This window comes from Candidatus Campylobacter infans, assembly GCF_013416015.1.
Taxonomy (GTDB): Bacteria; Campylobacterota; Campylobacteria; order Campylobacterales; family Campylobacteraceae; genus Campylobacter; species Campylobacter infans.
Window position 1 is genome coordinate 83,671 of sequence record NZ_CP049075.1, and the last position, 23,854, is coordinate 107,524.

27 protein-coding genes are annotated in these 23,854 nt (G+C 36.8%); 13 read left to right on the plus strand and 14 right to left on the minus strand.

Translation table 11 applies throughout. From position 1 onward, the window contains the following. Positions 1-5 precede the first annotated feature (5 nt). From CINF_RS00390 to CINF_RS00430, 9 genes are all read left to right on the plus strand, one after another. On the plus strand, positions 6-452 hold the full coding sequence (locus CINF_RS00390) for a Sua5 YciO YrdC YwlC family protein (RefSeq protein ID WP_178695673.1): 447 nt from the start codon (positions 6-8) through the stop codon (positions 450-452). A 322-nt stretch (positions 453-774) separates the two neighbouring features. Then, positions 775-3,546, plus strand: a complete 2,772-nt coding sequence (gene napA, locus CINF_RS00395; protein WP_179975328.1) for a nitrate reductase catalytic subunit NapA — start codon at positions 775-777, stop codon at positions 3,544-3,546. An 80-nt stretch (positions 3,547-3,626) separates the two neighbouring features. Continuing rightward, positions 3,627-4,385, plus strand: coding sequence for a ferredoxin-type protein NapG (gene napG / locus CINF_RS00400; RefSeq protein ID WP_179975329.1), 759 nt, complete (start codon positions 3,627-3,629; stop codon positions 4,383-4,385). Beyond that, a complete protein-coding gene (gene napH / locus CINF_RS00405; RefSeq protein ID WP_179975330.1) occupies positions 4,382-5,167 on the plus strand; it encodes a quinol dehydrogenase ferredoxin subunit NapH in 786 nt (261 codons plus the stop codon). Before napG ends, napH begins: the two co-directional genes overlap by 4 nt. After that, positions 5,164-5,676: a nitrate reductase cytochrome c-type subunit gene (locus CINF_RS00410; protein WP_179975331.1), complete on the plus strand. Its 513-nt coding sequence runs from the start codon at positions 5,164-5,166 to the stop codon at positions 5,674-5,676. The genes napH and CINF_RS00410 overlap by 4 nt, the downstream gene beginning before the upstream one ends. A 32-nt stretch (positions 5,677-5,708) precedes the next feature. After that, the gene (locus tag CINF_RS00415) at positions 5,709-5,960 is read left to right on the plus strand and encodes a 4Fe-4S dicluster domain-containing protein (RefSeq protein ID WP_179975332.1); all 252 of its coding nucleotides are present in this window, start codon (positions 5,709-5,711) and stop codon (positions 5,958-5,960) included. Beyond that, entirely contained in the window at positions 5,950-6,891 is a 942-nt protein-coding gene (locus CINF_RS00420) for a WD40 repeat domain-containing protein (RefSeq protein ID WP_179975333.1), read from the plus strand. Before CINF_RS00415 ends, CINF_RS00420 begins: the two co-directional genes overlap by 11 nt. Then, complete coding sequence (locus tag CINF_RS00425) at positions 6,888-7,217, plus strand: chaperone NapD (RefSeq protein ID WP_179975334.1); 330 nt, start codon at positions 6,888-6,890, stop codon at positions 7,215-7,217. The genes CINF_RS00420 and CINF_RS00425 overlap by 4 nt, the downstream gene beginning before the upstream one ends. A 137-nt stretch (positions 7,218-7,354) precedes the next feature. Next, the gene (locus tag CINF_RS00430) at positions 7,355-9,064 is read left to right on the plus strand and encodes an ATP-binding protein (RefSeq protein ID WP_179975335.1); all 1,710 of its coding nucleotides are present in this window, start codon (positions 7,355-7,357) and stop codon (positions 9,062-9,064) included. Positions 9,065-9,302: 238 nt separating this feature from the next. On the opposite strand, the gene CINF_RS00435 is transcribed toward CINF_RS00430, so the two are convergent. The 5 genes from CINF_RS00435 to galU all read right to left on the minus strand — a co-directional run bounded on the left by CINF_RS00435 (position 9,303) and on the right by galU (position 12,767). Then, positions 9,303-9,950, minus strand: coding sequence for an RsmE family RNA methyltransferase (locus tag CINF_RS00435; RefSeq protein ID WP_179975336.1), 648 nt, complete (start codon positions 9,948-9,950; stop codon positions 9,303-9,305). Next, entirely contained in the window at positions 9,950-10,354 is a 405-nt protein-coding gene (locus tag CINF_RS00440) for a hypothetical protein (RefSeq protein WP_178695702.1), read from the minus strand. The genes CINF_RS00435 and CINF_RS00440 overlap by 1 nt, the downstream gene beginning before the upstream one ends. 24 nt (positions 10,355-10,378) lie before the next feature. After that, a complete protein-coding gene (locus CINF_RS00445) occupies positions 10,379-10,948 on the minus strand; it encodes a 6-pyruvoyl trahydropterin synthase family protein (RefSeq protein ID WP_178695704.1) in 570 nt (189 codons plus the stop codon). 52 nt (positions 10,949-11,000) lie between these two features. Further along, positions 11,001-11,732, minus strand: a complete 732-nt coding sequence (locus CINF_RS00450; protein WP_179975337.1) for a 7-carboxy-7-deazaguanine synthase QueE — start codon at positions 11,730-11,732, stop codon at positions 11,001-11,003. Between the two features lie 216 nt (positions 11,733-11,948). Then, positions 11,949-12,767, minus strand: coding sequence for a UTP--glucose-1-phosphate uridylyltransferase GalU (galU, locus tag CINF_RS00455; protein ID WP_178695708.1), 819 nt, complete (start codon positions 12,765-12,767; stop codon positions 11,949-11,951). A gap of 75 nt (positions 12,768-12,842) precedes the next feature. Between galU and CINF_RS00460 the strand changes: the two genes are divergently transcribed. From CINF_RS00460 to prfA, 3 genes are all read left to right on the plus strand, one after another. After that, positions 12,843-13,421 (plus strand): YigZ family protein, encoded by a 579-nt coding sequence (locus tag CINF_RS00460; RefSeq protein WP_179975338.1) that lies wholly within the window; start codon positions 12,843-12,845, stop codon positions 13,419-13,421. A gap of 209 nt (positions 13,422-13,630) precedes the next feature. Continuing rightward, the gene (rpsT, locus tag CINF_RS00465) at positions 13,631-13,894 is read left to right on the plus strand and encodes a 30S ribosomal protein S20 (protein WP_178695712.1); all 264 of its coding nucleotides are present in this window, start codon (positions 13,631-13,633) and stop codon (positions 13,892-13,894) included. A 9-nt stretch (positions 13,895-13,903) separates the two neighbouring features. Beyond that, complete coding sequence (prfA, locus tag CINF_RS00470) at positions 13,904-14,971, plus strand: peptide chain release factor 1 (RefSeq protein WP_179975339.1); 1,068 nt, start codon at positions 13,904-13,906, stop codon at positions 14,969-14,971. 286 nt (positions 14,972-15,257) lie between these two features. Here prfA and CINF_RS00475 read toward each other — a convergent pair whose 3' ends face one another. From CINF_RS00475 to plsY, 6 genes are all read right to left on the minus strand, one after another. Then, entirely contained in the window at positions 15,258-16,025 is a 768-nt protein-coding gene (locus CINF_RS00475; protein WP_179975340.1) for an amino acid ABC transporter ATP-binding protein, read from the minus strand. Continuing rightward, complete coding sequence (locus CINF_RS00480) at positions 16,025-17,509, minus strand: ABC transporter permease subunit (RefSeq protein ID WP_205195801.1); 1,485 nt, start codon at positions 17,507-17,509, stop codon at positions 16,025-16,027. Before CINF_RS00480 ends, CINF_RS00475 begins: the two co-directional genes overlap by 1 nt. Before the next feature lie 101 nt (positions 17,510-17,610). Next, positions 17,611-18,858 (minus strand): sensor histidine kinase, encoded by a 1,248-nt coding sequence (locus CINF_RS00485; protein ID WP_420808758.1) that lies wholly within the window; start codon positions 18,856-18,858, stop codon positions 17,611-17,613. Between the two features lie 2 nt (positions 18,859-18,860). After that, on the minus strand, positions 18,861-19,541 hold the full coding sequence (gene hsrA, locus CINF_RS00490; protein WP_178695721.1) for a homeostatic response regulator transcription factor HsrA: 681 nt from the start codon (positions 19,539-19,541) through the stop codon (positions 18,861-18,863). 81 nt (positions 19,542-19,622) lie between these two features. Further along, the gene (locus CINF_RS00495) at positions 19,623-19,988 is read right to left on the minus strand and encodes a dihydroneopterin aldolase (protein WP_240156135.1); all 366 of its coding nucleotides are present in this window, start codon (positions 19,986-19,988) and stop codon (positions 19,623-19,625) included. A gap of 2 nt (positions 19,989-19,990) precedes the next feature. Next, entirely contained in the window at positions 19,991-20,608 is a 618-nt protein-coding gene (plsY, locus tag CINF_RS00500) for a glycerol-3-phosphate 1-O-acyltransferase PlsY (protein WP_179975342.1), read from the minus strand. A 157-nt stretch (positions 20,609-20,765) separates the two neighbouring features. Between plsY and CINF_RS00505 the strand changes: the two genes are divergently transcribed. Further along, a complete protein-coding gene (locus tag CINF_RS00505; protein WP_178695726.1) occupies positions 20,766-21,362 on the plus strand; it encodes a peroxiredoxin in 597 nt (198 codons plus the stop codon). Between the two features lie 149 nt (positions 21,363-21,511). Here the strand turns inward: CINF_RS00505 and CINF_RS00510 are convergent, their stop codons facing one another. The 3 genes from CINF_RS00510 to CINF_RS00520 are packed head-to-tail and all read right to left on the minus strand — an operon-like array spanning position 21,512 to position 23,833. Then, positions 21,512-22,105 (minus strand): MotE family protein, encoded by a 594-nt coding sequence (locus CINF_RS00510; protein ID WP_179975343.1) that lies wholly within the window; start codon positions 22,103-22,105, stop codon positions 21,512-21,514. Further along, complete coding sequence (locus tag CINF_RS00515) at positions 22,102-22,530, minus strand: flagellar export protein FliJ (RefSeq protein WP_179975344.1); 429 nt, start codon at positions 22,528-22,530, stop codon at positions 22,102-22,104. Before CINF_RS00515 ends, CINF_RS00510 begins: the two co-directional genes overlap by 4 nt. Positions 22,531-22,579: 49 nt before the next feature. Beyond that, on the minus strand, positions 22,580-23,833 hold the full coding sequence (locus tag CINF_RS00520; RefSeq protein ID WP_179975345.1) for an adenylosuccinate synthase: 1,254 nt from the start codon (positions 23,831-23,833) through the stop codon (positions 22,580-22,582). Positions 23,834-23,854: the final 21 nt, after the last annotated feature.

The following is a 23,854-nucleotide window of genomic DNA, read 5'->3' on the forward strand; positions in this document are numbered from 1 at the left end:
GCGCGATGGCTTTTGATGAAAATAAAATTTATCTAATCCAAAGCGACACCACAGCAGGCTTTGTAAGTAAAAATTACAAAGCCATAAACGCGCTAAAAGGTCGCAATGAGCGCACAAAATGCTTAATCACCGCTAATTCATTTTTAGCCTTAAAAAATTTAGCCAGAGTGCCAAAAGCACATAAAATTTTAATCCGCAAGGCTAAAAAAACTAGTTTTATTTACGCAAATAATCTTTGTATTAGAGTATCACAAAATAGCGAGTATAACGCCTTTTTGGCTAATTTTCGTGGCGGTTTTGCATATAGTAGTAGCGCAAATTTTCATAATTCTAGCTTTAATGAAAAATGGGCAAAACAAAAAGCCAGCGAGGTTATAGGCGAGCATTTTTTTCTAGCGCCTGCTTCGCGCATTTATAAACTTGGAAAAACCCGCATTAAAAAAATAAGATAATCCAAAATAAATTTTCAAATTTTAAAAATAAATTTTAAAATTTTAATAAAATTTTTATATATAAAAAAATAATTTATAAATTTTAATTGATAAGCCTTATAAGAATTGCCTTATTGTAAAATAAAAATTATTTTTAAACAAAACAAAAATATATGAAATTTCATCTTTTAAGAAATATCAGCCTTTATAATTCTTAGTTAAATGCGATTAAATAAATCTTAAAATAATAAATTATTTTTTTATATTTAAAATTTTAGGCTAAAAAAGCATAAAATTTTGGGCTAAAATTACGCTCATAAAACTTCTACGCAAAGGAGAAAAGATGGATAGACGAGAGTTTATAAAAAGCTCAGCAGTTGCGGCTGCGTGTAGTGTGGCTGGCATTGCTAGCCCGCTAAATGCTCAGCCACAAGATAAAGCGAATTGGCGCTGGGACAAGGCTGTGTGTAGGTTTTGTGGGACGGGTTGTGGCATTATGGTAGCTACTAAAAATGGCAAAATTGTAGCCACAAAAGGCGACCCGCTAGCTCCGGTAAATCGCGGTTTAAATTGCATTAAAGGCTATTTTAACGCTAAGATAATGTATGGAGAAGATAGGATTACAAAACCACTTTTGCGTGTAAATTCCAAGGGTGAGTTTGATAAAAATGGCAAATTTGCTCAAGTAAGCTGGAAAAGAGCCTTTGATGAGATGGAAAAGCAATTTAGAAAAGCCTATACCCAAAAAGGCCCAACTGGCATAGGCGTTTTTGGTAGCGGACAATACACCATTCAAGAAGGCTACGCTGCGGTTAAGCTAATAAAAGGTGGTTTTCGCTCAAATAACATAGACCCAAACGCAAGGCATTGTATGGCAAGTGCGGTGGTGGCTTTTATGCAAACCTTTGGCATAGATGAACCATCAGGCTGTTATGATGATATAGAGCTAACCGATACCATCATATGCTGGGGCGCAAATATGGCTGAAATGCATCCTGTTTTATGGGCGCGCGTAAGCGATAGAAAACTAAAAGATCCTACAAAGGTAAAGGTGGTAAATCTTTCTACTTTTTCAAGCAGAACTTCAAATATAGCTGATTTAGAAATAATATTCCGCCCAAATACCGATCTTGCGATTTTAAATTATATAGCGCGCGAGATAGTTTATAATAATCCAAAAGCTATTGATATGGAATTTGTGAAAAATTATTGCACTTTTGCTACTGGCCCTGTGGATATCGGCTATGGCTTGCGCTCTAATATAAATCACCCAAAATACTCCCCAAGCGAGCTTGACACCGCTGCAAAAGAAAAATCAAAAGTAATTAGTGAGGCAGAAGGCGTAAGCCTTGCTTATGCTGGCTATAAGCAAGGACAGGTTATGGAAAATAAAAATTCTAATAAGCCCGATGCTCATTGGCAAATAACCTTTGAAGATTTTAAAAAGGCATTAGCACCTTATACGCTTGATTTTGTAGCAAACCTAGCAAAAGGCGATAATAACGAAAGCCTAGATGATTTTAAGAAAAAATTAAAAGCCTTGGCAGATTTATATATAGAAAAATCTCGCCGTGTTGTTAGTTTTTGGACTATGGGCTTTAATCAGCATTCAAGAGGCACTTGGGTAAATGAGCAAGCTTATATGGTGCATTTTTTACTAGGCAAACAAGCAAAACCAGGCAATGGCGCATTCTCGCTAACTGGACAGCCATCAGCTTGTGGGACAGCGCGAGAGGTTGGAACCTTTTCGCATCGTTTGCCAGCTGATATGGTAGTGGCTAATCCAAAACACAGAGAAATTACAGAAAAAATTTGGAATTTACCATCAGGCACGCTAAATCCGCGCCCTGGCTCACCTTTTGTAAAAATTATGCGTGATCTTGAAGATGGAAAAATAAAATGGGTTTGGGTGCATGTAAATAACCCTTGGCATAACACAGCAAATGCTAATCACTGGATAAAAGCTGCAAGACAAATGGATAATTTTATCGTTGTAAGCGATCCATATCCTGGCGTTAGCGCAAAAGTAGCGGATTTGATTTTGCCTACGGCGATGATTTATGAAAAATGGGGTTCTTATGGCAATGCTGAGCGCCGCACGCAGCATTGGAGACAGCAGGTGTTGCCTGTTGGCGAGGCTATGAGCGATACTTGGCAAATGATGGAATTTTCAAAACGCTTTAAATTAAAAGATGTTTGGGGCGAGCATAAAATTGATGATAAATTAAGCTTGCCAAATGTGCTTGATGATGCCATTAAACTAGGATATAGCCCTGAAAGTAGCTTGTATGATGTGCTTTATGCTAATGATTTTGCTAAGGCATTTACGCCAAAAGATCCTATTATGGAAGATTTTGATAATACAGAAGTTTTTGGCGATAAAAGAAAGGTAAAAGATGGCGATGGCAAGGTTTATAAGGGCTGTGGATTTTTCGTGCAAAAATCTCTTTGGGAAGAATACAGACAATTTGGGCTAGGACACGCGCACGATCTTGCTAGTTTTGATACTTATCACAGAGTGCGCGGGCTAAGATGGCCTGTAATTGATGGCAAAGAAACGCAGTGGCGTTTTAATACAAAATACGATATTTACGCCAAAAAAGCTAATCCAAATGGAGAATTTGCATTTTATGGCAATCAAGGCGCCTTGCCTTTTGGTAGCCTAACAAAAGCCGGCGATGGCCAAAAGGTAAGCTTTAAAAATAAGGGTAAAATTTTCTTCCGTCCTTATATGGATCCTGCTGAAATGCCTGATGAAAAATACCCGCTTTGGCTATGTACTGGGCGCGTTTTGGAGCATTGGCATAGTGGGACGATGACTATGCGCGTGCCTGAGCTTTACCGCGCTGTGCCTGAGGCATTATGCTATATGCACGAAGATGATGGCAAAAAACTAGGCATAGCTCAAAATGATATAGTTTGGGTAGAAAGTCGCCGCGGTAAAGTAAAAGTAAGGGTGGATTTTAGAGGGCGCAATAAACCACCAGTTGGCTTAATTTATGTGCCTTGGTTTGATGAAAATGTGTTGATAAATAAAGTATGCTTAGATGCTACTTGTCCGCTTTCGAAAGAAACGGATTATAAAAAATGCGCCGTAAGAGTATATAAGGCGTAAGTTATTAAGAGCTGTGAAATTTTAAAATTTGTAATAAATTAAAATTTCTAGCCTACAAAATTTAGCCCAAAGGTGTAGCAATGCAAAGGCGAGATGCTATTAAAACTGGTTTTTCTTTACTAGGCTTAGCCTTAGCTGGTGGTGCTGGCATTTATGAATACGCGGCGGCAAATGAAGTCTTAGAGCTTAGACCGCCAGGGGCTTTAAGCAAGGAAGAGTTTTTAAGCAAATGTATTCGCTGCGGACTTTGTGTGAGTGCTTGCCCGTATGATACATTAAAATTGGCTAGTTTTGGGGATTTTGGTGTGGCTATGGGGACGCCGTTTTTTACGCCAAGAATAACGCCTTGTTTTATGTGTGAGGATATACCTTGTCTTATGGCTTGCCCAACTGGCGCCTTAGAGCCAAAATTAGTATCAAATGAAAACGGGCAATTAAATATAAATAAAGCCAAAATGGGCGTAGCCGTAATAGATGAAAAAAGCTGTGTGGCGTATTTTGGCGTTCAATGCGATGCGTGTTACCGCGCTTGTCCTGTTATAGATAAGGCGATTTTTATTGATTATCGCCATAATGAACGCACCGGCAAGCACGCAATGCTTTTGCCTGTGATAGATAGTGATTATTGCACGGGTTGTGGCAAATGCCAAAAGGCTTGTATCACAGAAAAATCCGCTATTAGCGTTTTGCCACGCGATATCGTGCTAGGCAAAATAAATGAGCATTATGTAAAGGGCTGGATCCAAGGCGATGATGCTAAGCTTGAAGATATAAATACGCACATTAAATTAGACAGCAAAAAAAGCCTAGATTATTTAAATAATGGAGATGAGCTATGAAATTTAGCATTATAAGACATAGCGTTCAAATTTTAATTTTAGTGCTTTTTGTGTTAGGCAATGCTGGAATTTTAAAATTTTTAGAGGGTGATTTAAGCTCGTCTTTGCTTTTTAAAAGCCTTGGTTTGAGTGATCCTTTTGCGGTTTTACAGTTGCTTTTAGCTGGTTTTGGCTTAGCAAGTGCTAGCATAATAGGCGCTTGTATAATCTTAGCATTTTACGCTCTTATAGCACATAGAGCATTTTGTGGCTGGGTTTGTCCTATAAATTTGCTAAGCGATCTTGGAGCGTGGATTAAGGCTAGATTAAAATTTGCGCATAATCTTAGTAGTTTTAGTCCAAATGCTAGGTATTATGTGCTTGTTTTAGTTTTGCTTGGTAGCTTTTGCTTTCATATAGCCGTGTTTGAAAGTTTTAGCCAAATAGGCGCATTTACGCGCGCGGTGGTGTTTTTAAATAGCAGTGCTTTTAGTATAGCTATTATAATACTTGCGCTTGAAATTTTCGTTCAAAAAAGGTTGATTTGTTCGCACCTTTGCCCGCTTGGGGCATTTTGGGCTTTTGCTAGCTATTATAGCCTAATACGCATAAAACATAAGGTAGCAAACTGCACCAAATGTAATGCTTGTAAGGCCATTTGCCCTGAGCCACGCCCGCTTGGGCTTGTGGGTAAAAGTGATGGTTTTGTTGGTTTTGAATGTATAAGTTGTGGTCGTTGTGTAGAAATATGCAAAGATGACGCATTAAATTTTAGTATTTTAAAAATAGGGGGACAAAAATGAAAAAACATTTAATTTGTGTGCTATCGCTAGCACTTCTTAGCACGCTTTTTGGCGCAAAAGCCATAGATGACACAAAAATAGGCCTTAGAAACACTAGTTTATTAGATGAAAATCTAAGCCTACCTGAGATTAAATGGGACGCTGATTTTGCTGGATCAAGCAAGCTAATAGAGCGTAGCTTTGAAAACGCTCCGCCATTAATCTCACACAGCCTTGAAGATTTAGTGCCTATAACTACTGATAATAATTCATGCGTTACTTGCCATATGCCAGAAGTGGCTAAGGATTTGGGTGCTACAGCAGTGCCAAAAAGCCATTTAACCGATATGTTTAGTGGCAAGGATTTAGCCGGCGCGCTAAGTCAAGAGCGTTTTAATTGCACCCAGTGCCATGTAGAGCAAGCAGATGCTAAGCCACTTGTAAAAAATACTTTCAAAAGCGAGTTTAGATATAAAGATGGCAAAAGCAAATCCAATTTAATAGATATATTAAATCAAGGCGTTGAGTAATTAAAATTTTAATTAGTTAGTTTAGGGTTCAAATGGGTTTAAATAGCTTTTTAGAAAAAAAATCCAAGCAATACAAAAACGAGCAAAACAAAAAAGCCATAATAAATACAAAGCTTTGTTTAGCTTGGGATAATGTGATTTGTAATGCCTGTCAAGATAGCTGTCCTAAAAAAGCAATTGAGTTTTTAGGGCTTTTTCGCCCTGTAATAAATGATAAATGTAGCGCAAATAATTGCGATCTTTGCGTGCAAAATTGCCTACGCGGGGCTATAAATGTTTGCTAGATTTTTTTTGATTTTTGCTTTTATTTTTAGCGCGCTTTGGGCAGATTTTAAGTTAAATCTTAGCGCAAATGTAAGCGCGCTCAAACTTAGCAATGATGAGCTTTTTATAGGGCTTGATAATGGCGAGCTTTATAAATATAATCTTAAAAGCACGCTAGATTTTTTAAAAGCTAAACAAAACATAAATCCTAAAACCCTACTAGCTACTACGCCTAAAATTTCAAATTTTTTTGAAACTAACATAAATGCTAAAATTTACGACATCGATGAATACAACGGACTTTTGGCTTTATTAATAGAAGGCGATAATGGCTCAAAAAATCTTGGAATCTTAAAACAAAACTCAAAACTAAAAATTATAAATCTGCCCTTAGATAATGTCAAAAAAATAATCATCCTTGATGAAAATACCATAGTTTTGTTGAGTTTTAGCAGTGAAATTTATTATTTTGATTTAAAAAGCCAAAAAAGCGTTTTTAGCACAAAATTAAGCACATCAAGCTTTGGCGATGCTAGTTTTGATAGGGCGCAAAATACGCTGGCTTTGGGCTGCGAGGGAGGTGTTATATTTTTATTTAATACCGCTAGCAAAACCCTACTTAGCAAAATAGAAGCCCAAAAAGACAGCATTTATTCTCTTAGTTTAGAAAATTCTCGCTTGCTTAGCGGATCAGCTGATAAGCAAGCTTATTATTTTGATGGACTAAGAGCGCATTATTTTGATACTAAATTTTTAGTTTATGCCACGGCTCTTAGCCAAAAATACGGCGCTTATAGCCTAGAAAACGGCATAAACATCATAGATAAAAATGCTAGTATCATAAAAAAATTAAATTACGATGGGGCTAGTTTAAATTATTTATTTTTTTATGATGAAATTTTAATAGGCGCAGGATATGATAATTTTGTGCAATTTTGGGAGTTAAAATGAATATTTCAAGCGTGGTAATAACATTAAAAGCAGATGCGAATAAAAGCGAGCTGGGCAAGCTTATAAGCGAGCTTGCTCAAATAATGGCTAGCGGGGATGATAAAATCGTAGCACTAATACAAAGCGATGATACAAATGGGCAAATAAGGATTTTTCGCGCCTTAGAAAATATCCCAGGCGTAAGCGATGTAGCGATGATTTATAATTATGAAGAGTTAGATGAGGATATCAAAAAAGCCAAAAATAACGATATAGTAAAAATCATAAATCAATTAGAAAACACGCCAGATGATCAAATTAAATATAGCGGAGAGCCAAGAATCTAAATAAATTTTAAAATAAAATTTATGGATTTAACACCCAAAAAACCTAAAATTTTAATTAGTAAAGTTTAAAATTTAGCTTATCTTAACCAAGCTTAAAGCACAAATTTGCTATAACCACGATTTTTTAGGACAAAGCCGTGAAATATCTAAAAGATTTCTTAGAAAATAACCAAAAAAGCGAAATTTTTAATATCTTAAATTGCACCCAAAACGAGCTTAAAATACTTAAACTTTTACTTGAAAAATATATTGTAGGCGTTTCTAGTTTGGGTTGTTATGAATTATTAAGTGCCATAAAAAAGCCAAAAGCCAAGGATTTTTCGCATTTAGAGCTATTAGATGATGTTAAAAATTTAATGGATTTAGGCTATGTTTTGGCTGGGTTTAACCCCTTTTTAAAAGAGCGTCAAAACACCAGTAAGCTAGGCTTGCTTAATGCTGAGCTAGCTTTGAGTGAGAATTTTTTACATTTAATAGAAAATAGTAGCACTACAAAATCTCCATCAAAAGAGCCTTACATCGATCATTTAGAGTATTTAAAAGATCAATTTTTACGCGTGGAGCTATATGTGCGCAGGTTAAATCAAAACGCGCAAAAAAGCGATATCAATCAAAAAATCAAAAGCATTGAAAAAGCCATAGGCGCAAGGCTAAAAATCAGCAAAACCCTTTTGCCGTGTGAGCAAATTTTTAAAGATAATAATTTAGATGTTAAAGAGCAGGTGATTTTTTTAGCACTTTTAAAAGAAGAATATGGCGAGCAAGATAGTGGCTCTTTACGCGAACTAGGCACGCTTTTAGGGCTTATAAGCGATGGAGAAATGGATAGAATGAAAAATCGCTCTCTTTTAGAAGATGGCGGGCGTTTGGTTGAAAGCGGGATTATTGAATATGATGAAATTTTAACGCCTTTTGGCTCAGTTTCGCGTAATTTTTTCATCGCAGAAGATACCCTTAGTGCGATAATGCATCCTAAATCAAGCTCGCAAGCTAAAAAAATGAAGCTAAAAAGCATAGTAAAAAATAGCGAAATTTTTGAGTTAATAGAGCCAAATAGCGATCTTAGCGATGTCGTGCTAAATGAAAAAACAAAAGATTTAATTGGTGCGATTTTATCCCAGCTAGATAAAAAAGTCCAAAACCGCCTAGCAAACTGGGGCATAAAAGCCTCAAAAGGCGTAGATGCCAAGGTGATATTTTATGGCCCGCCAGGCACTGGCAAGACAATGAGCGCGTTAAGCCTTGCCAAAAGCCTAAAAAAGCAGGTTTTAAGCTTTGATTGTTCAAAAATTCTTAGCAAATATGTAGGCGAGAGCGAGCAAAATGTAAGAAAAATTTTTGATTCTTACCGCGAAATTTGCGATAAAACTAAGAGCGCGCCAGTGCTTTTGCTAAATGAAGCAGATCAATTTTTAAGCGCAAGAAGTGATGTGAATGTAAGCGGCAGTGAAAAAATGCACAATCAAATGCAAAATATTTTTTTAGAGCAGATTGAGAAATTTCAAGGCGTGCTAATTGCTACTACGAACTTTTTACAAAGCCTAGATCACGCTTTTTCGCGCAGGTTTGATTATAAGATTGAGTTTAAAAAGCCAAGTTTTAATGAAAGGGTGCAGATTTGGCAAAAGGTGCTACCAAAAAACGCAAGATTTGAAAAGGCTTTTAGTGTTGAAGATTTAGCAAAATATGAATTAAGCGGCGCTCAAATCGTGCTTGTGATGAAAAGCACTGCGCTTAAAACAGCAATTAGCCAAAGCGGAATTTTCACGCTTGAATGCTTTGTAAATGAGATCAAAACAGAGCTTAGCTCAGCCTTTGGCGATGATAAAAAAGTAGGGCTTTTATAAGATTGCTCTTTCTTGCTAAATTACGCCCAGGGCATTAAAAAGCGCGATCTAGCCTAGATTTTTTCAAAGGCTAAAATTTTAAAATTTGGCTTGTTTTAAAAATTGAGAGTAAATTTTAAAATTTACTTTTTTGGTGGATTTAAACTTGATAAAGTTAGTATAAATTTGAATTTAATCCCGCCAAAAAGCCAAAAAATCATTAGCTCTAATTACAGACATTTTAGTATGAGATCATAAATCAAAGCAACATTTTAGCCACGCAAGCAATTATTGCGGTATTTGAGCGTAAAATTAGCGGGCTATTAAGGGCGATTTTGTGCTTAAATCTTTGCCTTTCAGCCTCGCTAAATCCGCCCTCAGGCCCAATAAAAAGCGTTTGATTTTGGCTTAATTTTAAATCTTTAATCTCACCCTCAAAATCAAGCAAAATCGTGGATTTTTCATCAATTTCGCTTATATTTTTTAGGCTAATTTTTAACGCTTTTGCCCTGCCGCATTGCTCACAAGAATTCGCTAAAATCCGCCCAAATCGCGCAAAATCTAGCCTTACATTGCCTTGTGAATACTGGCTATAAACCAAAATCAATTCATCAAGCCCTAATTCATTAAGCCCTGCTAATGTGCGCTCTATCACGCTTACATCGCACACAGCCCAGATTATTTTGCCTTTGTATTCTTGGGCGCTTAGCTCTTTGGCGTGGTTTAATTTTAGTGTTGCCTTGCGCCCCAGCTCGCAAATTTCATAAAAATACGCCCTAAACTCGCGCAAATTTTGAACCCGCAAAATATCGCCCACGCGTTTTCTTTGCGCTTTTATATGTTTGAGAGCATCACCATCAAGCTCTAAAATTTGCTCGCTTGCGTTTTCGTGGTATAAAAACTGCATTAAAATTTCACCGATATTATCGTAGTTATAATAATTACAAGCATTTCAAGTAAAATTTTAATGCTCATAAAAATCCTAAAATTTTTTATATTATTATTGATTCTTAATGCTTTTAATTTTTTAAAACCCTTTGCGCCCAAAATGATTAAAACCACGCTAGCTACAAGCATAGCCACAATGCTTGCGTTCATACTAAAATGCAAAAGCGCAAGGTTTAAAAACCCGCTAAAAACAATACAAGCAAGCACGCAATAATAAGCCGGCAAGAAAAACATCAAGCGTTTAATATAAGCAAAATTTTTATTTTTTAGCCACACAAGCACCAAGTGCGCCAGCATAAAAATTAAAATAAGCTTAACAAAAAATAAATGTAAATCTAACGAAAGAATATAAGTTTGACCCATTTTTATCCTAATTTAATTAAAAGTTTAAATTTCTTTTGGATTTGTAAATTTTTCTTTGTTTAATAATTTTTTTAAAATTTCGCCATTTTCTGCTTTAACTTGTTGGCTAAAAATAATTTCATCAAGCCTTACGCGCTCAAAACTTTCAAAATCCTTGCGCGTAAATCTAGCCCAGCCACGAGCGGTTTCTTTTAGCGTTATGGCCTTTAAAAACACGCCATTTTCGCCATTTTTCATAATTGTTTGATTTAAAATTTTATCAATTAAAGCAAAAAACACCCTTGCCATTTGCTCGCAGCTCGCATTAAAGGGTAATTGCACCCATCTTGCGCTTAGCGTTTTTATGGCGTTTTTGTATTCATCGCTATCATTTGCGTAAAAAATCGTGCTATGATCAAAACTATCTATAAGTGCCTTTATTTCGCGTTTCATAAGCCCAAAATCATAAATCATACCGCCCTTATCAAGCCCTTTTGCACTAAGTCGCGCCTCAAGCGTATAACTATGCCCATGAATGCTGTATTTACAGCGTTTCGTAGAACAATCGCGCACGATATGTGCTGCTTCAAAATCATAAATTCTGCCTATTATCAAAGTCGCCCTTTTTGATGTTTAATCTCATAAACGCGCATTATAACTAAGTTTTTTAAACGCCTTCTTTATCGTCCCAAAGCCTTATATGCAAGCGATCTGAGTAATTAAAGCCATTTTTTAAGCAAAGATTTACTACTTTTATGGCTCTTTTTTCTAGCTCGCTAGCTTTTGCTCCAAGGCTCATCGCCCAAACCTCGCCCTTTTGTAAGTTTAAAATTTCGTTAATTTCGTCTATTTCGCTTTCATCGCCACTTAGCACGAATTTATAAAAGCATTTTGCGTTATTAAAAAGTGCGCTAAGAGCGCGCGCATTTATGCGTCTATGCTTGCTCTCAGCGCTATTTGCTAGCTTTACGCTCACGCTAAAATAGCAGTTTTTTAGCACTTGAAATTTCTCAAAATCCACAAAAATCGTGCCATTTGTTTCTATTTGTATTATTTTGCCCTGAGCTAGTATAAACTCTATAAAGCCCAAAAAATCAGCATTTGCGTGATAAAGCAGCGGCTCGCCACCGCTTAAAACTATCATCGCATTTGGCGCGTTGTAATTTTTTACTATATTTATAAGCTCATCTTTGCTAGCTTTTAAGCCAGGGCTAAAATGCTCGCTTTGTGCGGCCTTGATGGTATCGCAGCCGGTTAAAATTTGGCCATTTGGCGCTAATTTTTTCACCCCAAAACCAACGCAACGCAAATTACAGCCATTAAAACGCAAAAAAATCGCCAAACGCCCCATAAAAGCGCCCTCGCCTTGAATGCTTAAAAAATGCTCATTTAAATACATATTTTGCCTATTGCGTTTAAAATTTTAATTATTTTTAGCGCGCAAGAGTTTGAAATTTTAGGTTTAAATTTTAAAATTTGCCAATTCAAATTTTAAATTTTGCTAGCTAAATTTTTAAAATTTATAAAATAAAATTTTAAATTCCGCCAGCTAAATTTTTAAAATTTATAAAATAAAATGTTAAAATTTTAAAGCCAAATTTTAAACGCGCGCTAATTATAAATGCTCGTAAAAAAAGTTTGTAGCCTCTACAAATCCAGCCAAGCAACCACAATCAAAACGCCTGCCTTTAAATTTATAAGCTAGCACCATGCCGTTTTTGGCTTGTTTTAAGAGCGCATCGGTGATTTGTATTTCGCCATTTTTGCCAGGTTGTGTGGTTTGGATTGCTTCAAAAATATCTGGCGTTAGAATATATCGGCCGATTATTGCGAGGTTTGTGGGCGCGTCTTTTGGCTCTGGTTTTTCTATCATATCGCTTACCATTACTAAATTTTCGTCTATATTTTTGCCAGCAACTACGCCGTAATTTTGTATGCTTTCATCATCTACTTGCATTACGGCTACTATCGAGCAGCGGTATTTTTCGTAAATTTGGATCATTTGCGCCATTACGCCAATGCCATCTTCATTTATACACAAATCATCAGCTAAAATCACGCCAAAGGCCTCATCGCCTACAAGCGAACGCCCCGAATAAATCGCATCGCCAAGCCCGCGCATTTGCTTTTGGCGCGTAAAACTAAATGAACATTCATTCATTAATTGCCTAATTTCAGTTAGCAAATATTCTTTTTTAGAGCCTGCTATTTGGTGCTCTAACTCATAGCTTATATCAAAATAATCCTCCAAGGCTCGCTTACCACGCCCTGTAACAAAAGCCATATTTTTCATACCAGCTTCTAAGGCTTCATCTACGCCGTAATGGATTAGGGGTTTTGTTAAAATCGGCAGCATTTCTTTTGGCAAGCTTTTAGTAGCTGGCAAAAAGCGCGTCCCATAGCCAGCAGCGGGGAATAAGCAAGTTTTTAGCATTTTTGATCCTTAAAATTTGCGCGTAATTTTAGCGGATTTGCTTTAAAATTCCTTGATTTTGGCTATACTTGGGCTATGTTTTTGATTGATAAAGAATTTAACGGCGAACTTGAAATTAAAAAAAGCAAATTTTTGGCCTTTTTAGCGCCGTATTCGCATTTTCACAGCCTAAAAGCAGAGCTAAAAATTAAGCACGAAAAATCAGCGCATATTGTTTGGGCGTATAGATATTTAAATGATTTTGGCCAGATTGTAGAAAATAGCAGTGATGATGGCGAGCCAAAGGGTAGCAGCGCGCCAGCTGTGCTAAATACCTTGCGCGGTGCTGATTTGATAAACGCGTGTTGCTTGGTGGTGCGGTATTTTGGCGGGATTAAGTTAGGCATTGGCGGGCTAGCAAGGGCTTATGGGACTAGTGCAAATACCGCTATTTTAGCTACTAGCGGGCATTTAATCCAATATATCAAAAAAGAAAATTTTTGCCTTGTTGTGCCATTTTCGCTTATTTCGCGCATAGAGCATTTTTCGCGCACAAATAATTTTTCGTTTAATCAAAATTTCATTCAAAATGGTTGTGAATTTAGCTTTATGCTTAGTGATGAGCAAAAAGAAATTTTAAGCAAATTTGCTAAGGGGTTAAACTTAAAATTTTAATTTTATGCTTTTAAAATTTTTATAAAATTTAACCTAATATTATAATAAATTGTATTTATGTAGTGAAATATTCGCTATTTATAGCTATTTTAACTAAAATGCTTGTATTTTAAGTTTTATACTCTTAGCATAAACTTTGCTTAAATTTAGTTATATTTAATGTTTTATTAGATACAATCCGCGCTTAAAATTTTCATAAAAGGCATAAAATGGCAAACCATAAATCATCAGAAAAACGCGCTAGACAGACGATTAAACGCACACAAGCTAACCGCTTTTACCGCACAAGATTAAAAAACATCACAAAAGCAGTGCGCGAAGCAACCGCTAGTGGCGATAAAACCGCCGCCCAGCAAGCATTAAAAATCGCAAACCAAAACATTCACGCTTTTGTTAGTCGTGGATTTTTGAAAAAACAAACAGCTTCACGCCGTGTATCTCGCCTAGCAAAACTCGTAAATACCCTAAACTAAGCAATTTCAATGCTTCAAGATAAGCTCCGTCCTTTTATATCGCGCTTTGATGAACTTAGCGCGATGTTAGCAGATCAAGCAAATGCTAGCGATGTAGCCAAAATGACAGCATTTGCCAAAGAACAGCGCGCCTTAGAACCCATTAAAGAGGCTGCACAAAGGTATTTTGAGCTAATCGCACAAATAGATGAGAGCAAAGAGCTACTAAATGACCCAGAACTAGCAGAACTAGCCAAAGATGAGCTAAAAAACGCCCAAAACGAGCTTGAAAAAATCGAACAAGAAATTAAAATTTTATTAATCCCAAAAGACCCAAATGATGAGCGCAACATTTTTTTAGAGCTTCGCGCAGGCACTGGTGGGGACGAGGCGGCGTTATTTGTGGGCGATTTGGCCGCAGCTTATATGCGCTACACAGAGCAAAGAGGCTATAAGTATGAAATAATCAGTTCTAGCGAAGGAAGTGCTGGCGGATTTAAAGAGCTGATTTTGCTGATTAAGGGAGCGGGTGCTTATTCGCGTTTAAAATTTGAAGGCGGCACGCATAGAGTTCAGCGCGTCCCCCAAACCGAAAGCCAAGGGCGCGTCCATACTAGTGCTATCACCGTAGCGATAATGCCAGAAGTAGAAGATAGCCAAATCCAACTAAATCCAAATGATTTAAAAATCGATGTTATGCGAAGTAGCGGGCATGGTGGCCAAAGCGTAAATACCACAGATTCAGCCGTGCGCGTAACGCATATCCCAACGGGACTAGTCGTGGTAAATCAAGACGGCAAATCCCAGCATAAAAATAAAGAGGCCGCCATAAAGGTGCTAAAAGCGCGCCTTTATGAAATGCAAGAAAACGAACGCCTAGCCAAAGAAAAAAGCCAAAGAGCCGAGCAAGTAGGCACAGGCGATCGCAGCGGGCGCATTCGCACCTATAATTATCCGCAAAATCGCATAAGCGATCACAGAATAAATCTCACTCTTTACCGCCTCGATGCGATTATGGCGGGCGGGCTATTTGATGAGATTATCGACCCGCTAATAACAGCAGCCCAAGCCACAGCCATAGAAAAAGCAGGATTGTAAGGCTATAACTAATTCTTGCTTTAAAATTTCAAAATTTATAATTTGCCCTAAAAGTGAATAAACCCCATAAAATCGGCGAAATTTTAAAATTAAAATTTTAAAATTTATAAAATTTCAAACTTCACAAGATTGGAATTTAAAATTTTAAAATTTTGATATTTTAAAATTTTAAAATTCACTCTCGCATTTGGTAAAAATTTAAAAGATAAAATTTTAAAATTTATAAATCAGCCTTGCTCGCATTGTGTTAATTTAATTTTACTCTCTTGCTAAAAGGCGCTTAATTTCAAGCCGTCAAGCTGGCGTTTTGGCTGGCAAAAAAAGTTTTTATGATTTCATTATCGCTAGAAAGTATTTGCTCTACGCTGCCTTGTGCGATGATTTCTCCGCCGTGTAAAAAAGCAATTTTATCAGCCACGCTTTTAGCAAATTCCTTATCGTGCGTTACTATACACACGCTCATACCATCATTTGCTAGCTCGCGCAAGGTTTTGGCTAGCTTTATGCTCATTTGTGGATCTAGCGCACTTGTAGGCTCATCTAAAAATAAAATTTGCGGACACATAGCAAGCGCTCTTGCGATTGCAACGCGCTGGGCTTGCCCGCCTGAAAGCTCGTGTGCGTAAGCATTTGCTAGTTCGCTGATTTGTAATTTTTCTAATAAAGCAAGGGCTTGTTTTTTTACTTCATCTTTTGGGCGTTTTTGCGTGATTATGGGCGCGTCTGTGATGTTTTTAAGCACATTAAAATGCGCAAAAAGATTAAAATGCTGAAAAACTAGGCCAAAATGCGCGCTAGATTTTTGCAGGGCGCGCGAAGATGGATAAATGCTACCACTTGGGCTATCTTTTATAATTATTTCATCTCCATAGCTCAAAGAGCCTCTATCCATTCGCTCTAAAAAGCAAGCACAGCCTAAAAGCGTGCTTTTGCCAGCACCAGAATGCCCTAAAATTACGAGTATTTGGCTTTTTGTAAGTTCTAAATTTATATTATTTAAAATTTTTTTATCGCCGTAACTTTTGCTAAGTCCTTTTATGCTAAGCACGCTCATCACACGCTCCTTTTGTTTAGATAATTTACCTTTTTTTCTAAAACTGCCATCGCCCAAGCCACAATAAAATTAAAAATATAATAAAACAATCCCGCCACAAATAACGGCATAAGCGATGCTTGCGCGGCTGCGATTTGCTTTGCTATACTAAACATTTCAGCATACGCAAGCACGAAAGCTAGCGAAGTATCCTTAACTAGCGTTATTACTTCGTTTGTTACAGGCGGGATAACTTTATTGCACATTTGCGGGAATAAAATGCGCCAGTAGGTTTGCGCGCTAGAATACCCGAGCAAAAATGCGGCCTGGCTTTGCTCTTTTGGCACGGCATTAAATCCTGCCCTAAAAATTTCAGCAAAATAAGCAGCATAATTTAAGCAAAAGCCAATTATTACAGCATAAAATCTATACTCACTACTTAGAGAAATGCCAAAAAGATAATAAGGCCCAAAAAACACAACCAAAAGTTGAAGCATTAACGGAGTGCCACGAAGCACCGATATATACACGCTTGCAGCATATCTTAACGCTCTTATTTTGCTTTGGCGAATGGCACAAATTAAAAGCCCAAGCGGCAATGAAAAAATCAGCGTTAAGAAAAATATTTGTAAGCTTTTTAGCATTCCAAATGCCAGCTGGCTCCAAATATTAGTGCTTTGAGCTTGGTTATTAAAATTTTGATTTTGTGTTTTAAGTGCGCTTTGGTTTAGACTAACTGAATCTTCTAAACCCCAAGTTTTTGCCGTTTTAGCAAAACTTCCATCATCAAGCATTTCAAAAAGCGTTTTTTCTACCTTATCTCTAAGCTCGGTGTTGCCAAGCTTAAAGCCGATGGCGTATTGCTCGCTAGATATTGCAGCACTAAGCATTCTAAACTCGCTCCCGCGCGCATCTAGCTGGTATTTTGCCACGCCTATATCAAGGCAAATCGCATCCGCTGCGCCTGATTCTAGGCTTAAAAATGCGGTGTTATAATCATTTACTTGCTCTAAGGCCTTAAAAGAACTGGCTAAAATTTTATTTTCTTTGCTTGCGTTTGCGCCCTTAAATGCTGCTAGCGCTGATGAATCAGCCTGAACTACCACGACTTTATTTTTTAAATCTTTTAGCTCTTTTATATCGCTATCATTTCGCACGATTACAACTTGTGAATTATCGACATAAGGCACGCTCCAAGTGTATGCGCCTTCGCGCCCATTCATTGTAAAGCCATTCCAAATACAATCTATGCTATTTGAGTTTAGCTCAAAATCTTTTGAATCCCAATCAATAGACTGTTTGATTAGCTCCCAGCCATTGCGCGTGGCTACTTGCTGTGCTAAATCCAAATCAAAACCTATAAATTCGCCATTATCATCTTTATATCCATAAGGCGGAAAAGCTGGATCAAAACCTACGATGAAGGTTTTTTTTGGCTCCAAATCAGCAGAGTTTGCATTTACAAAACAAAGCAAAAACGCAAACAATAAAAATATTTTTTTCATTTTCATCCTTTAAAATTTCATATTAAATGGCGTTTAAAATTTTAAATCCCAGCTTCAAAATTTGGTATTTTATTTTAAGATTAAAATTTTAATCTTGCAATTTAGAAAAAAATCTTCAAGCAAGCAATTGTGCCGTTTTTGCCATCTTTGCGGTTTTCTACGCTAATTTGCGCGCCAAGTGCAGCCGCAGCATTTTTAGCCAAGAACAGCCCAAGCCCGCTACCGCCTTTATCGCCATAACGCTTAAAAGGCGCAAATAAATCCTTGCTTTCATCAACCCCACAACCCTCATCAATCACGCAAATTTCAAGTTCGTTATTTGGCCTAAGCGCACAACGCACCACGACAGAACCGCTGTCTGGGCTAAATTTAAGCGCGTTTTGTATGAAATTTTGAACGATGTGAGTAAATAAAGTGCTTTGGATATTGATTTTTAAAGTATTTGGGCTAAATTTTGTGATTAGGTTTAGGCCTTGTGCGCTTGCAAGTGCTTTAAAGCCATCGCAGATTTCGCCTAAAAGTGCGATTATATCGGTGCGTGTGGGCTTTTCAAATTGCGCGCCTTCTTGCCTGCCGATTTCTAGGATTGAGCTTATCATTTTATTCATTTTATCGATGGATTGTATGTTTTGTTTGATTACTTCGATGTAAGCTTGTTTGTCGCGCTCTTTTAGCAAGGTTACCTCAGCCTTTGTTTTCATAACAGCTAGCGGGGTTTTAAGCTCGTGCGCTGCGCCGATAAATAGCTCTTTTTGGTATTTTGCAAAGGTGGCAATGCGCTGAATTAGCATATTTATGCTATTTACAAGCGGCTTAAACTCGCTAGGGACGCTACTTGGTTCTACATTTTTTAAGAAATTTTCATTTAAGCGCGAAAGTTTTAGTGAGAGCGAGCGAATAGGCATTAAAAGCATACGCGATAAAAATAAGGCATAAAAAAGTATTAGAAAAATCGCCGATGCGTTGAGAAATAAAATGTTTGAAAGTATTTGAGAGATGATTTCGTTGTATTCTGTGCTGTCTTTTCTAAGCTCTAAGCATAGCTCGCCTAGGGGATAAAATAGCGTAATAAACTGCTCTTTTTTGTTTTCTTCAAAGCGCGGTTTGCTTTCATTTATGTTTTTTGTGATTTTTACGCTTATTTGTCCGCGCATAAAAGTATCATTGGTTTTTAAATTATTAAGCGCGCTAATTTGTATGGCTTCGTTTTTTAGGCTGACTATTATATTTTCAAAAATTGAAATTTTAATGTATTGATATAAAACTACTGAAAATATTAAAATCAGCATTGCCCCAGCTAAGGCTAGCTGAAAGGCAAAGCGCGCACGAAGGCTTTTAGGATGTAGCAAGGCTAGTTTTGTCCGGCTTTTTTAGGAAAGCAAAAACGATAGCCACGGCGTCTTACGGTTTCGATTGTGGAGATATTTAATGGCTTATCCATTTTTTGGCGGATTTGATTTATGGCTACTTCTATCACATTTGGCGTTACTAGCTCAGGCTCTTCCCATATGGCATCTAAGAGTTGTTCTTTGCTTACGATTTGATCGCTGTGGCGAGCTAAATGAGTTAGCACTTCAAAAGGTTTGCCTTTTAGCTCAATCTCTTGGCCTAAATATACGATTTTTTCTTCATCAGGGTCTATTATTAGTTCATCTATTTTAATAATATTTGAACCACCAAAACGAAGTCTAGCTTCAAGTCTAGCCACCAAAACATCAAAATCAAAAGGCTTTTTAATATAATCATCAGCGCCAGCTTTTAAGGCTGTGATTTCGCTTTGTTTATCGTCTTTTGCTGAAATAATCACAATCGCTGTGCGTGGGCTTTTTTGCTTAACTATATTTATTAAATCAAGTCCATTGCCATCGCCTAGCATCCAGTCGCATAAAATTAAATCATAATTTCTTATTCCTATAAAGTATTCAGCGTCTTTTAAGTTTTCGCTAGTGTCTGTTTGAAAACCGCATTCGCTAAGTCCTTCGGAGATTGTTTTATTAAGCGTTAATTCATCTTCTACTATGAGTATTCTCATTGATAATCCTTAAAGGTAAGTTAAAAAGTCCGTAATTTTAGCATAAAATTCAGCTAAATTTCAAAAAACTTTAAAAGTATTTTAATAAATATGCTTTAATGACGCACCAGGCGTGGTTTTGAGATATTTAAAATTTGAAATTTTAAGCTTTTTTGTTTTTGAGAGTAGCTTAAAAACATGGGGTTTTAAAATTTGTAATTTTAATAATTTTAAACTTGGATATTTTTGTTTTAAAAAATCTTTAAAAAAAATTAGCCCATCTTCGATTTTGTAAAATTTCTGCTTTTTCATTTGTGCTTTTAAAAGCTCGGCAAGCTCAGCATAATCAATAAATTCATCGGCTTTTAAGCTAAGATTTATTTTAACTTTTTGCTTTTTTATTCTTTCGCATTCAAGCAAGCCGATGATGCATTTAAAACGCAAGTTTTTAAGGTGAATTTTTATCATGACTAAATTACCTTTTTTTCAGCTCCGCTAATTAACCTAGCGATATTAGTGCTGTGCTTTGCTAGTATTATAAAGCAAATGATAAATATCGGAGCGTGCGTGTTTATCGGCTCTAAATCATAATGTAAAATAAAACTAGAAGCCAAAAATACAATAAGCGCACAAAGCGAAGCAAGGGAGCTGATTTTAAAAATTTTACCCGTTAAATACCAAGCAATTAGAGCGCAAATTAGCTCAACTGGCAAAAAAAACGCCATCACGCCAGCACCTGTGGCCACGCCTTTGCCTCCATTAAAACCCAAATATGGACTATAACAATGCCCAATAACAGCTAGCACTCCCATAGCCCAAAGCACATTATAATCGGCATTTATGGCGTATTTTGCGATGATTAAAGGCAAAAATGCTTTTAGGGCATCACAAGCTAGGGTGATTATGGCTAAAATGCGTGCTTTGTGCGGATTTTGCTCTTTTAATACGCGCAAAACATTTGTAGCACCTATGCTTTTGCTCCCAGCTGCTCTAATATCCACGCCGCCAAAACCCTTAGCAAGCAATAATCCAAAAGGTATAGCACCTAATAAATACGCAATTAAATATAAAAGAATATTTTCATTCATCTATGCTCTTTTATGCTTAAAATATGATGAGCGCGCATTTTAGCCATTTTTGCTTAATGGCAAATAAAAACTAACTAAGTTGATATAAATTATTTACACTTAATTTATCCTTTTTCTAATATAATTACGCCACTAAAAAAAAATTTAAGGAGAAAACATGCTTGTAACAGCAAAAGCACCGCGCCTTAGTGGTATTGCGGTATTAGGTAATGGTCAAATTGAAAATAATTTTGATCTATATAGTAACATCGGTCCAAAAGGCGCGGTTGTATTTTTTTATCCAAAAGACTTCACTTTTGTTTGTCCTAGTGAGATAATTGCGTTTGATAACCGCTTTAATGAGTTTAAAGAGCGCGGTATAAATGTAATTGGCGTAAGTTGCGATAATGAGTTTTGCCATTTTGCTTGGAGAGAAACTGAACCTAAAAAAGGCGGTATTGGCAGAGTTCAGTTCCCGCTAGTAGCTGATATCAAAAAAGAATGGGCGCGCAAATTTGATGTGCTTTTTGATGATGCGGTGGCACTTCGTGGGTCATTTTTGATTGATAAAGATGGCACCGTGCGCCACGCTGTGATAAATGATTTACCACTAGGACGCAATATCGATGAAATGCTTAGAATGGTAGATACTATGCTATTTACTAATGAGCATGGCGAGGTTTGCCCAGCTGGTTGGAACAAAGGCGATAAGGGTATGAAAGCTACAACAGATGGCGTAGCCGAATATCTAAGCCAAAACTCAAATAATTTATAATTTCTACCCGCAAGCACGCTTTGCTTGCGGGCATTCTTTCAATAAATTAATCACAAATTTTAATTATAAAATTTAATAGCAAATTTTAAAATTTGCGCTAGTTTTGCGCAAGCAATTTATAAAAGTAATTTATAAAATGCAAATAAATTTTAATTGCTTGGCTTTTGCTCATTATTTAAAATTTCATTATTTTGGCTTGCGTTATCATCTAGCATAACCGCGCGCTTTATCAAATCCGTATAAAGAGCTGCTTTTTTTTCATCAAGTTTAGCCATAACGCCTGCGATTTTTTTAGGTTCTAGGCGGTAAAGTATGCGCACAGCGTCTTTATCGTCCATTTGGCTAAGCACGCTTGCTACCTTGGCATCTTTCATTTTTGTATAAACTTCAAGCATTTTATCTTTATTGCCATCTTTGATTTGCTTTAAAATTTCTTCATTTTTAGCTAGCATTTTTGAAATTTTCTGCTCGCTTTCTTCGTTCATTTTGCTTATGTTTTGCTCTTTTTGAGTGATTTCAAGTAAAATTTTATTTAAATTTTCTTCTTGCTTTAAAAGCTTGGCTTCTCGCTGGGCAAAAAGCTTTTGGTTTTCGTTATTTAGGCTGTTTAGCTCTTGCTTTTTAAGCTCTAATTTTTCATATTCTCTTAAAATTTCTTCGCGTTTTTGAGCATAAATTAGCTCATCATCATTAGCATTAGATACTAAAATGCTAAAAAGCAAGATTATAATTTTATTTTTCAAGCATCAACCTTATTTAGCGCGTAAAATCTTTGCGTGGCAATCTCATCTAAATTTTTGCTTGCGATTTTGGCGCGCTCTTTTAAAATTTCTTTAATTTGGCTATTTTCAAGGTATTTGACCTTTTCAAGCTCTATGTAAGCTGTTTTATGCGCGTTTTGGAGATTTAAAATTTGCTTAGCAATTTGCGTTATTTTTTGCTTTAATTCATCTATTTGCTTTGTTAGCAAGGCTTGCGATGATAGGACAATTTGTAAGCTTGCAAAATCGCCACTTTTTGGAAAAGGCTTGCTAGCTAAAAGCATTCTAGTGCGCTCTAATTGCGATTTTAGCGTGCTTTCATACGCTCTTGCCTTATTTAGTGCAAGCTCGATTTCGTCTAGTTTATTTTGGCGAAGTTTTACTACGGGAGTGAATTTGGTTTTCAAAATTTACCCTTTTTTAAATGCTTGGCATTAAAATTTATCTTTTAAAAAGCTAAAAACGCACAATGGTGTCGTTTCTTTCTGGGCTTGTTGATACATATTGTATTTTTACGCCAGTTAGCTCTTCGATGCGTTCTATATAACGGCGCGCATTTAGCGGTAATTGCTCATAGTTTTTAATGCCTTTTATGCTCTCCCAGCCATCAAATTCTTCATAAATAGGCCTTGCATTTTCTAAATCTATTGGAAAATAATTGATTTTTTGGCCTTTATACTCATACGCGCTACAAATTTTAACCTTCTTAAAGCCATCAAGCACATCAAGTTTAGTAAGCGCAAAAGCGTCTGTGCCATTTAGTTTTGAAGCGTAGCGCACGCTAAGAGCGTCAAACCAGCCAGTGCGGCGTCTTCTGCCTGTTGTGGTGCCAAATTCTTTGCCAATTTCGCACATCTTATCGCCATCTTCGCTTAAATCTTCACTTGGAAAAGGCCCATTGCCCACGCGCGTGGTGTAGGCTTTGATTATGCCAATTACTCGCCCAAGCTCTTTTGGAGCCAGCCCAAGACCAGCACAAGCCCCTGCGCTAATCGTGCTTGAACTAGTTACACAAGGATAAGTGCCGTGATCTATATCTAATAAAGTCCCTTGCGCGCCTTCAATTAAAATTTTTTTATTTTCAGCCATTTTTTGCCATAAAAGCTCAGTAGTGTTTATGATAAACGGACTTAAAATTTTAGAATAATTTTGTAATTTGTTCAAAATTTCATCTTGTTTTGGTAATTGTATATTTAAGGCTTCATAATAGGCTTTATTTTGATTAAAATCGTTTATTAGATCGCTAGCTAATTTTTCAGGCTCTAAAAGCTCGCATACGCGGTGTCCTTGACGGCTGATTTTATCGCTATAAGCTGGCCCTATGCCCTTGCCTGTGGTGCCGATGGCATTTTGCCCTTTTTGGCGTTCTTTGGCTTGATCGATTAGAGCGTGATGGGTTAGGTTTAAATGCGCTCTTTGGCTGATGAAAAACCTACCCTCAAGTTGCTCAAACTGCGCTAATTCAGTAATTAAAGCCTCAGGATTTACTACCACTCCATTGCCTATAATATTTATAATATTTTTATGCAAAATCCCACTTGGGACTAAATGCAAGGCATAGCGCGTTCCATTTACTAAGATTGTATGCCCGGCATTATGCCCGCCACCGCTTCTGCACACCACATCATAATTGCTTGCTAGCATATCTACTATTTTGCCCTTGCCTTCATCGCCCCATTGAGTGCCGATAATTAAATCTGCTTTATTCATTTTTGCCTTTCGTTTATATTA

Coding starts and splice junctions, on each gene's coding strand:
- CINF_RS00390 (WP_178695673.1), top strand. CDS start 6: ATGGCTTTTGATGAAAATAAAATTTATCTAATCCAAAGCGACACCACA.
- napA (WP_179975328.1), top strand. CDS start 775: ATGGATAGACGAGAGTTTATAAAAAGCTCAGCAGTTGCGGCTGCGTGT.
- napG (WP_179975329.1), top strand. CDS start 3,627: ATGCAAAGGCGAGATGCTATTAAAACTGGTTTTTCTTTACTAGGCTTA.
- napH (WP_179975330.1), top strand. CDS start 4,382: ATGAAATTTAGCATTATAAGACATAGCGTTCAAATTTTAATTTTAGTG.
- CINF_RS00410 (WP_179975331.1), top strand. CDS start 5,164: ATGAAAAAACATTTAATTTGTGTGCTATCGCTAGCACTTCTTAGCACG.
- CINF_RS00415 (WP_179975332.1), top strand. CDS start 5,709: ATGGGTTTAAATAGCTTTTTAGAAAAAAAATCCAAGCAATACAAAAAC.
- CINF_RS00420 (WP_179975333.1), top strand. CDS start 5,950: ATGTTTGCTAGATTTTTTTTGATTTTTGCTTTTATTTTTAGCGCGCTT.
- CINF_RS00425 (WP_179975334.1), top strand. CDS start 6,888: ATGAATATTTCAAGCGTGGTAATAACATTAAAAGCAGATGCGAATAAA.
- CINF_RS00435 (WP_179975336.1), bottom strand. CDS start 9,950: ATGCAGTTTTTATACCACGAAAACGCAAGCGAGCAAATTTTAGAGCTT.
- CINF_RS00440 (WP_178695702.1), bottom strand. CDS start 10,354: ATGGGTCAAACTTATATTCTTTCGTTAGATTTACATTTATTTTTTGTT.
- CINF_RS00450 (WP_179975337.1), bottom strand. CDS start 11,732: ATGTATTTAAATGAGCATTTTTTAAGCATTCAAGGCGAGGGCGCTTTT.
- galU (WP_178695708.1), bottom strand. CDS start 12,767: ATGCTAAAAACTTGCTTATTCCCCGCTGCTGGCTATGGGACGCGCTTT.
- CINF_RS00460 (WP_179975338.1), top strand. CDS start 12,843: ATGTTTTTGATTGATAAAGAATTTAACGGCGAACTTGAAATTAAAAAA.
- rpsT (WP_178695712.1), top strand. CDS start 13,631: ATGGCAAACCATAAATCATCAGAAAAACGCGCTAGACAGACGATTAAA.
- prfA (WP_179975339.1), top strand. CDS start 13,904: ATGCTTCAAGATAAGCTCCGTCCTTTTATATCGCGCTTTGATGAACTT.
- CINF_RS00475 (WP_179975340.1), bottom strand. CDS start 16,025: ATGAGCGTGCTTAGCATAAAAGGACTTAGCAAAAGTTACGGCGATAAA.
- CINF_RS00480 (WP_205195801.1), bottom strand. CDS start 17,509: ATGAAAAAAATATTTTTATTGTTTGCGTTTTTGCTTTGTTTTGTAAAT.
- hsrA (WP_178695721.1), bottom strand. CDS start 19,541: ATGAGAATACTCATAGTAGAAGATGAATTAACGCTTAATAAAACAATC.
- CINF_RS00495 (WP_240156135.1), bottom strand. CDS start 19,988: ATGATAAAAATTCACCTTAAAAACTTGCGTTTTAAATGCATCATCGGC.
- plsY (WP_179975342.1), bottom strand. CDS start 20,608: ATGAATGAAAATATTCTTTTATATTTAATTGCGTATTTATTAGGTGCT.
- CINF_RS00505 (WP_178695726.1), top strand. CDS start 20,766: ATGCTTGTAACAGCAAAAGCACCGCGCCTTAGTGGTATTGCGGTATTA.
- CINF_RS00520 (WP_179975345.1), bottom strand. CDS start 23,833: ATGAATAAAGCAGATTTAATTATCGGCACTCAATGGGGCGATGAAGGC.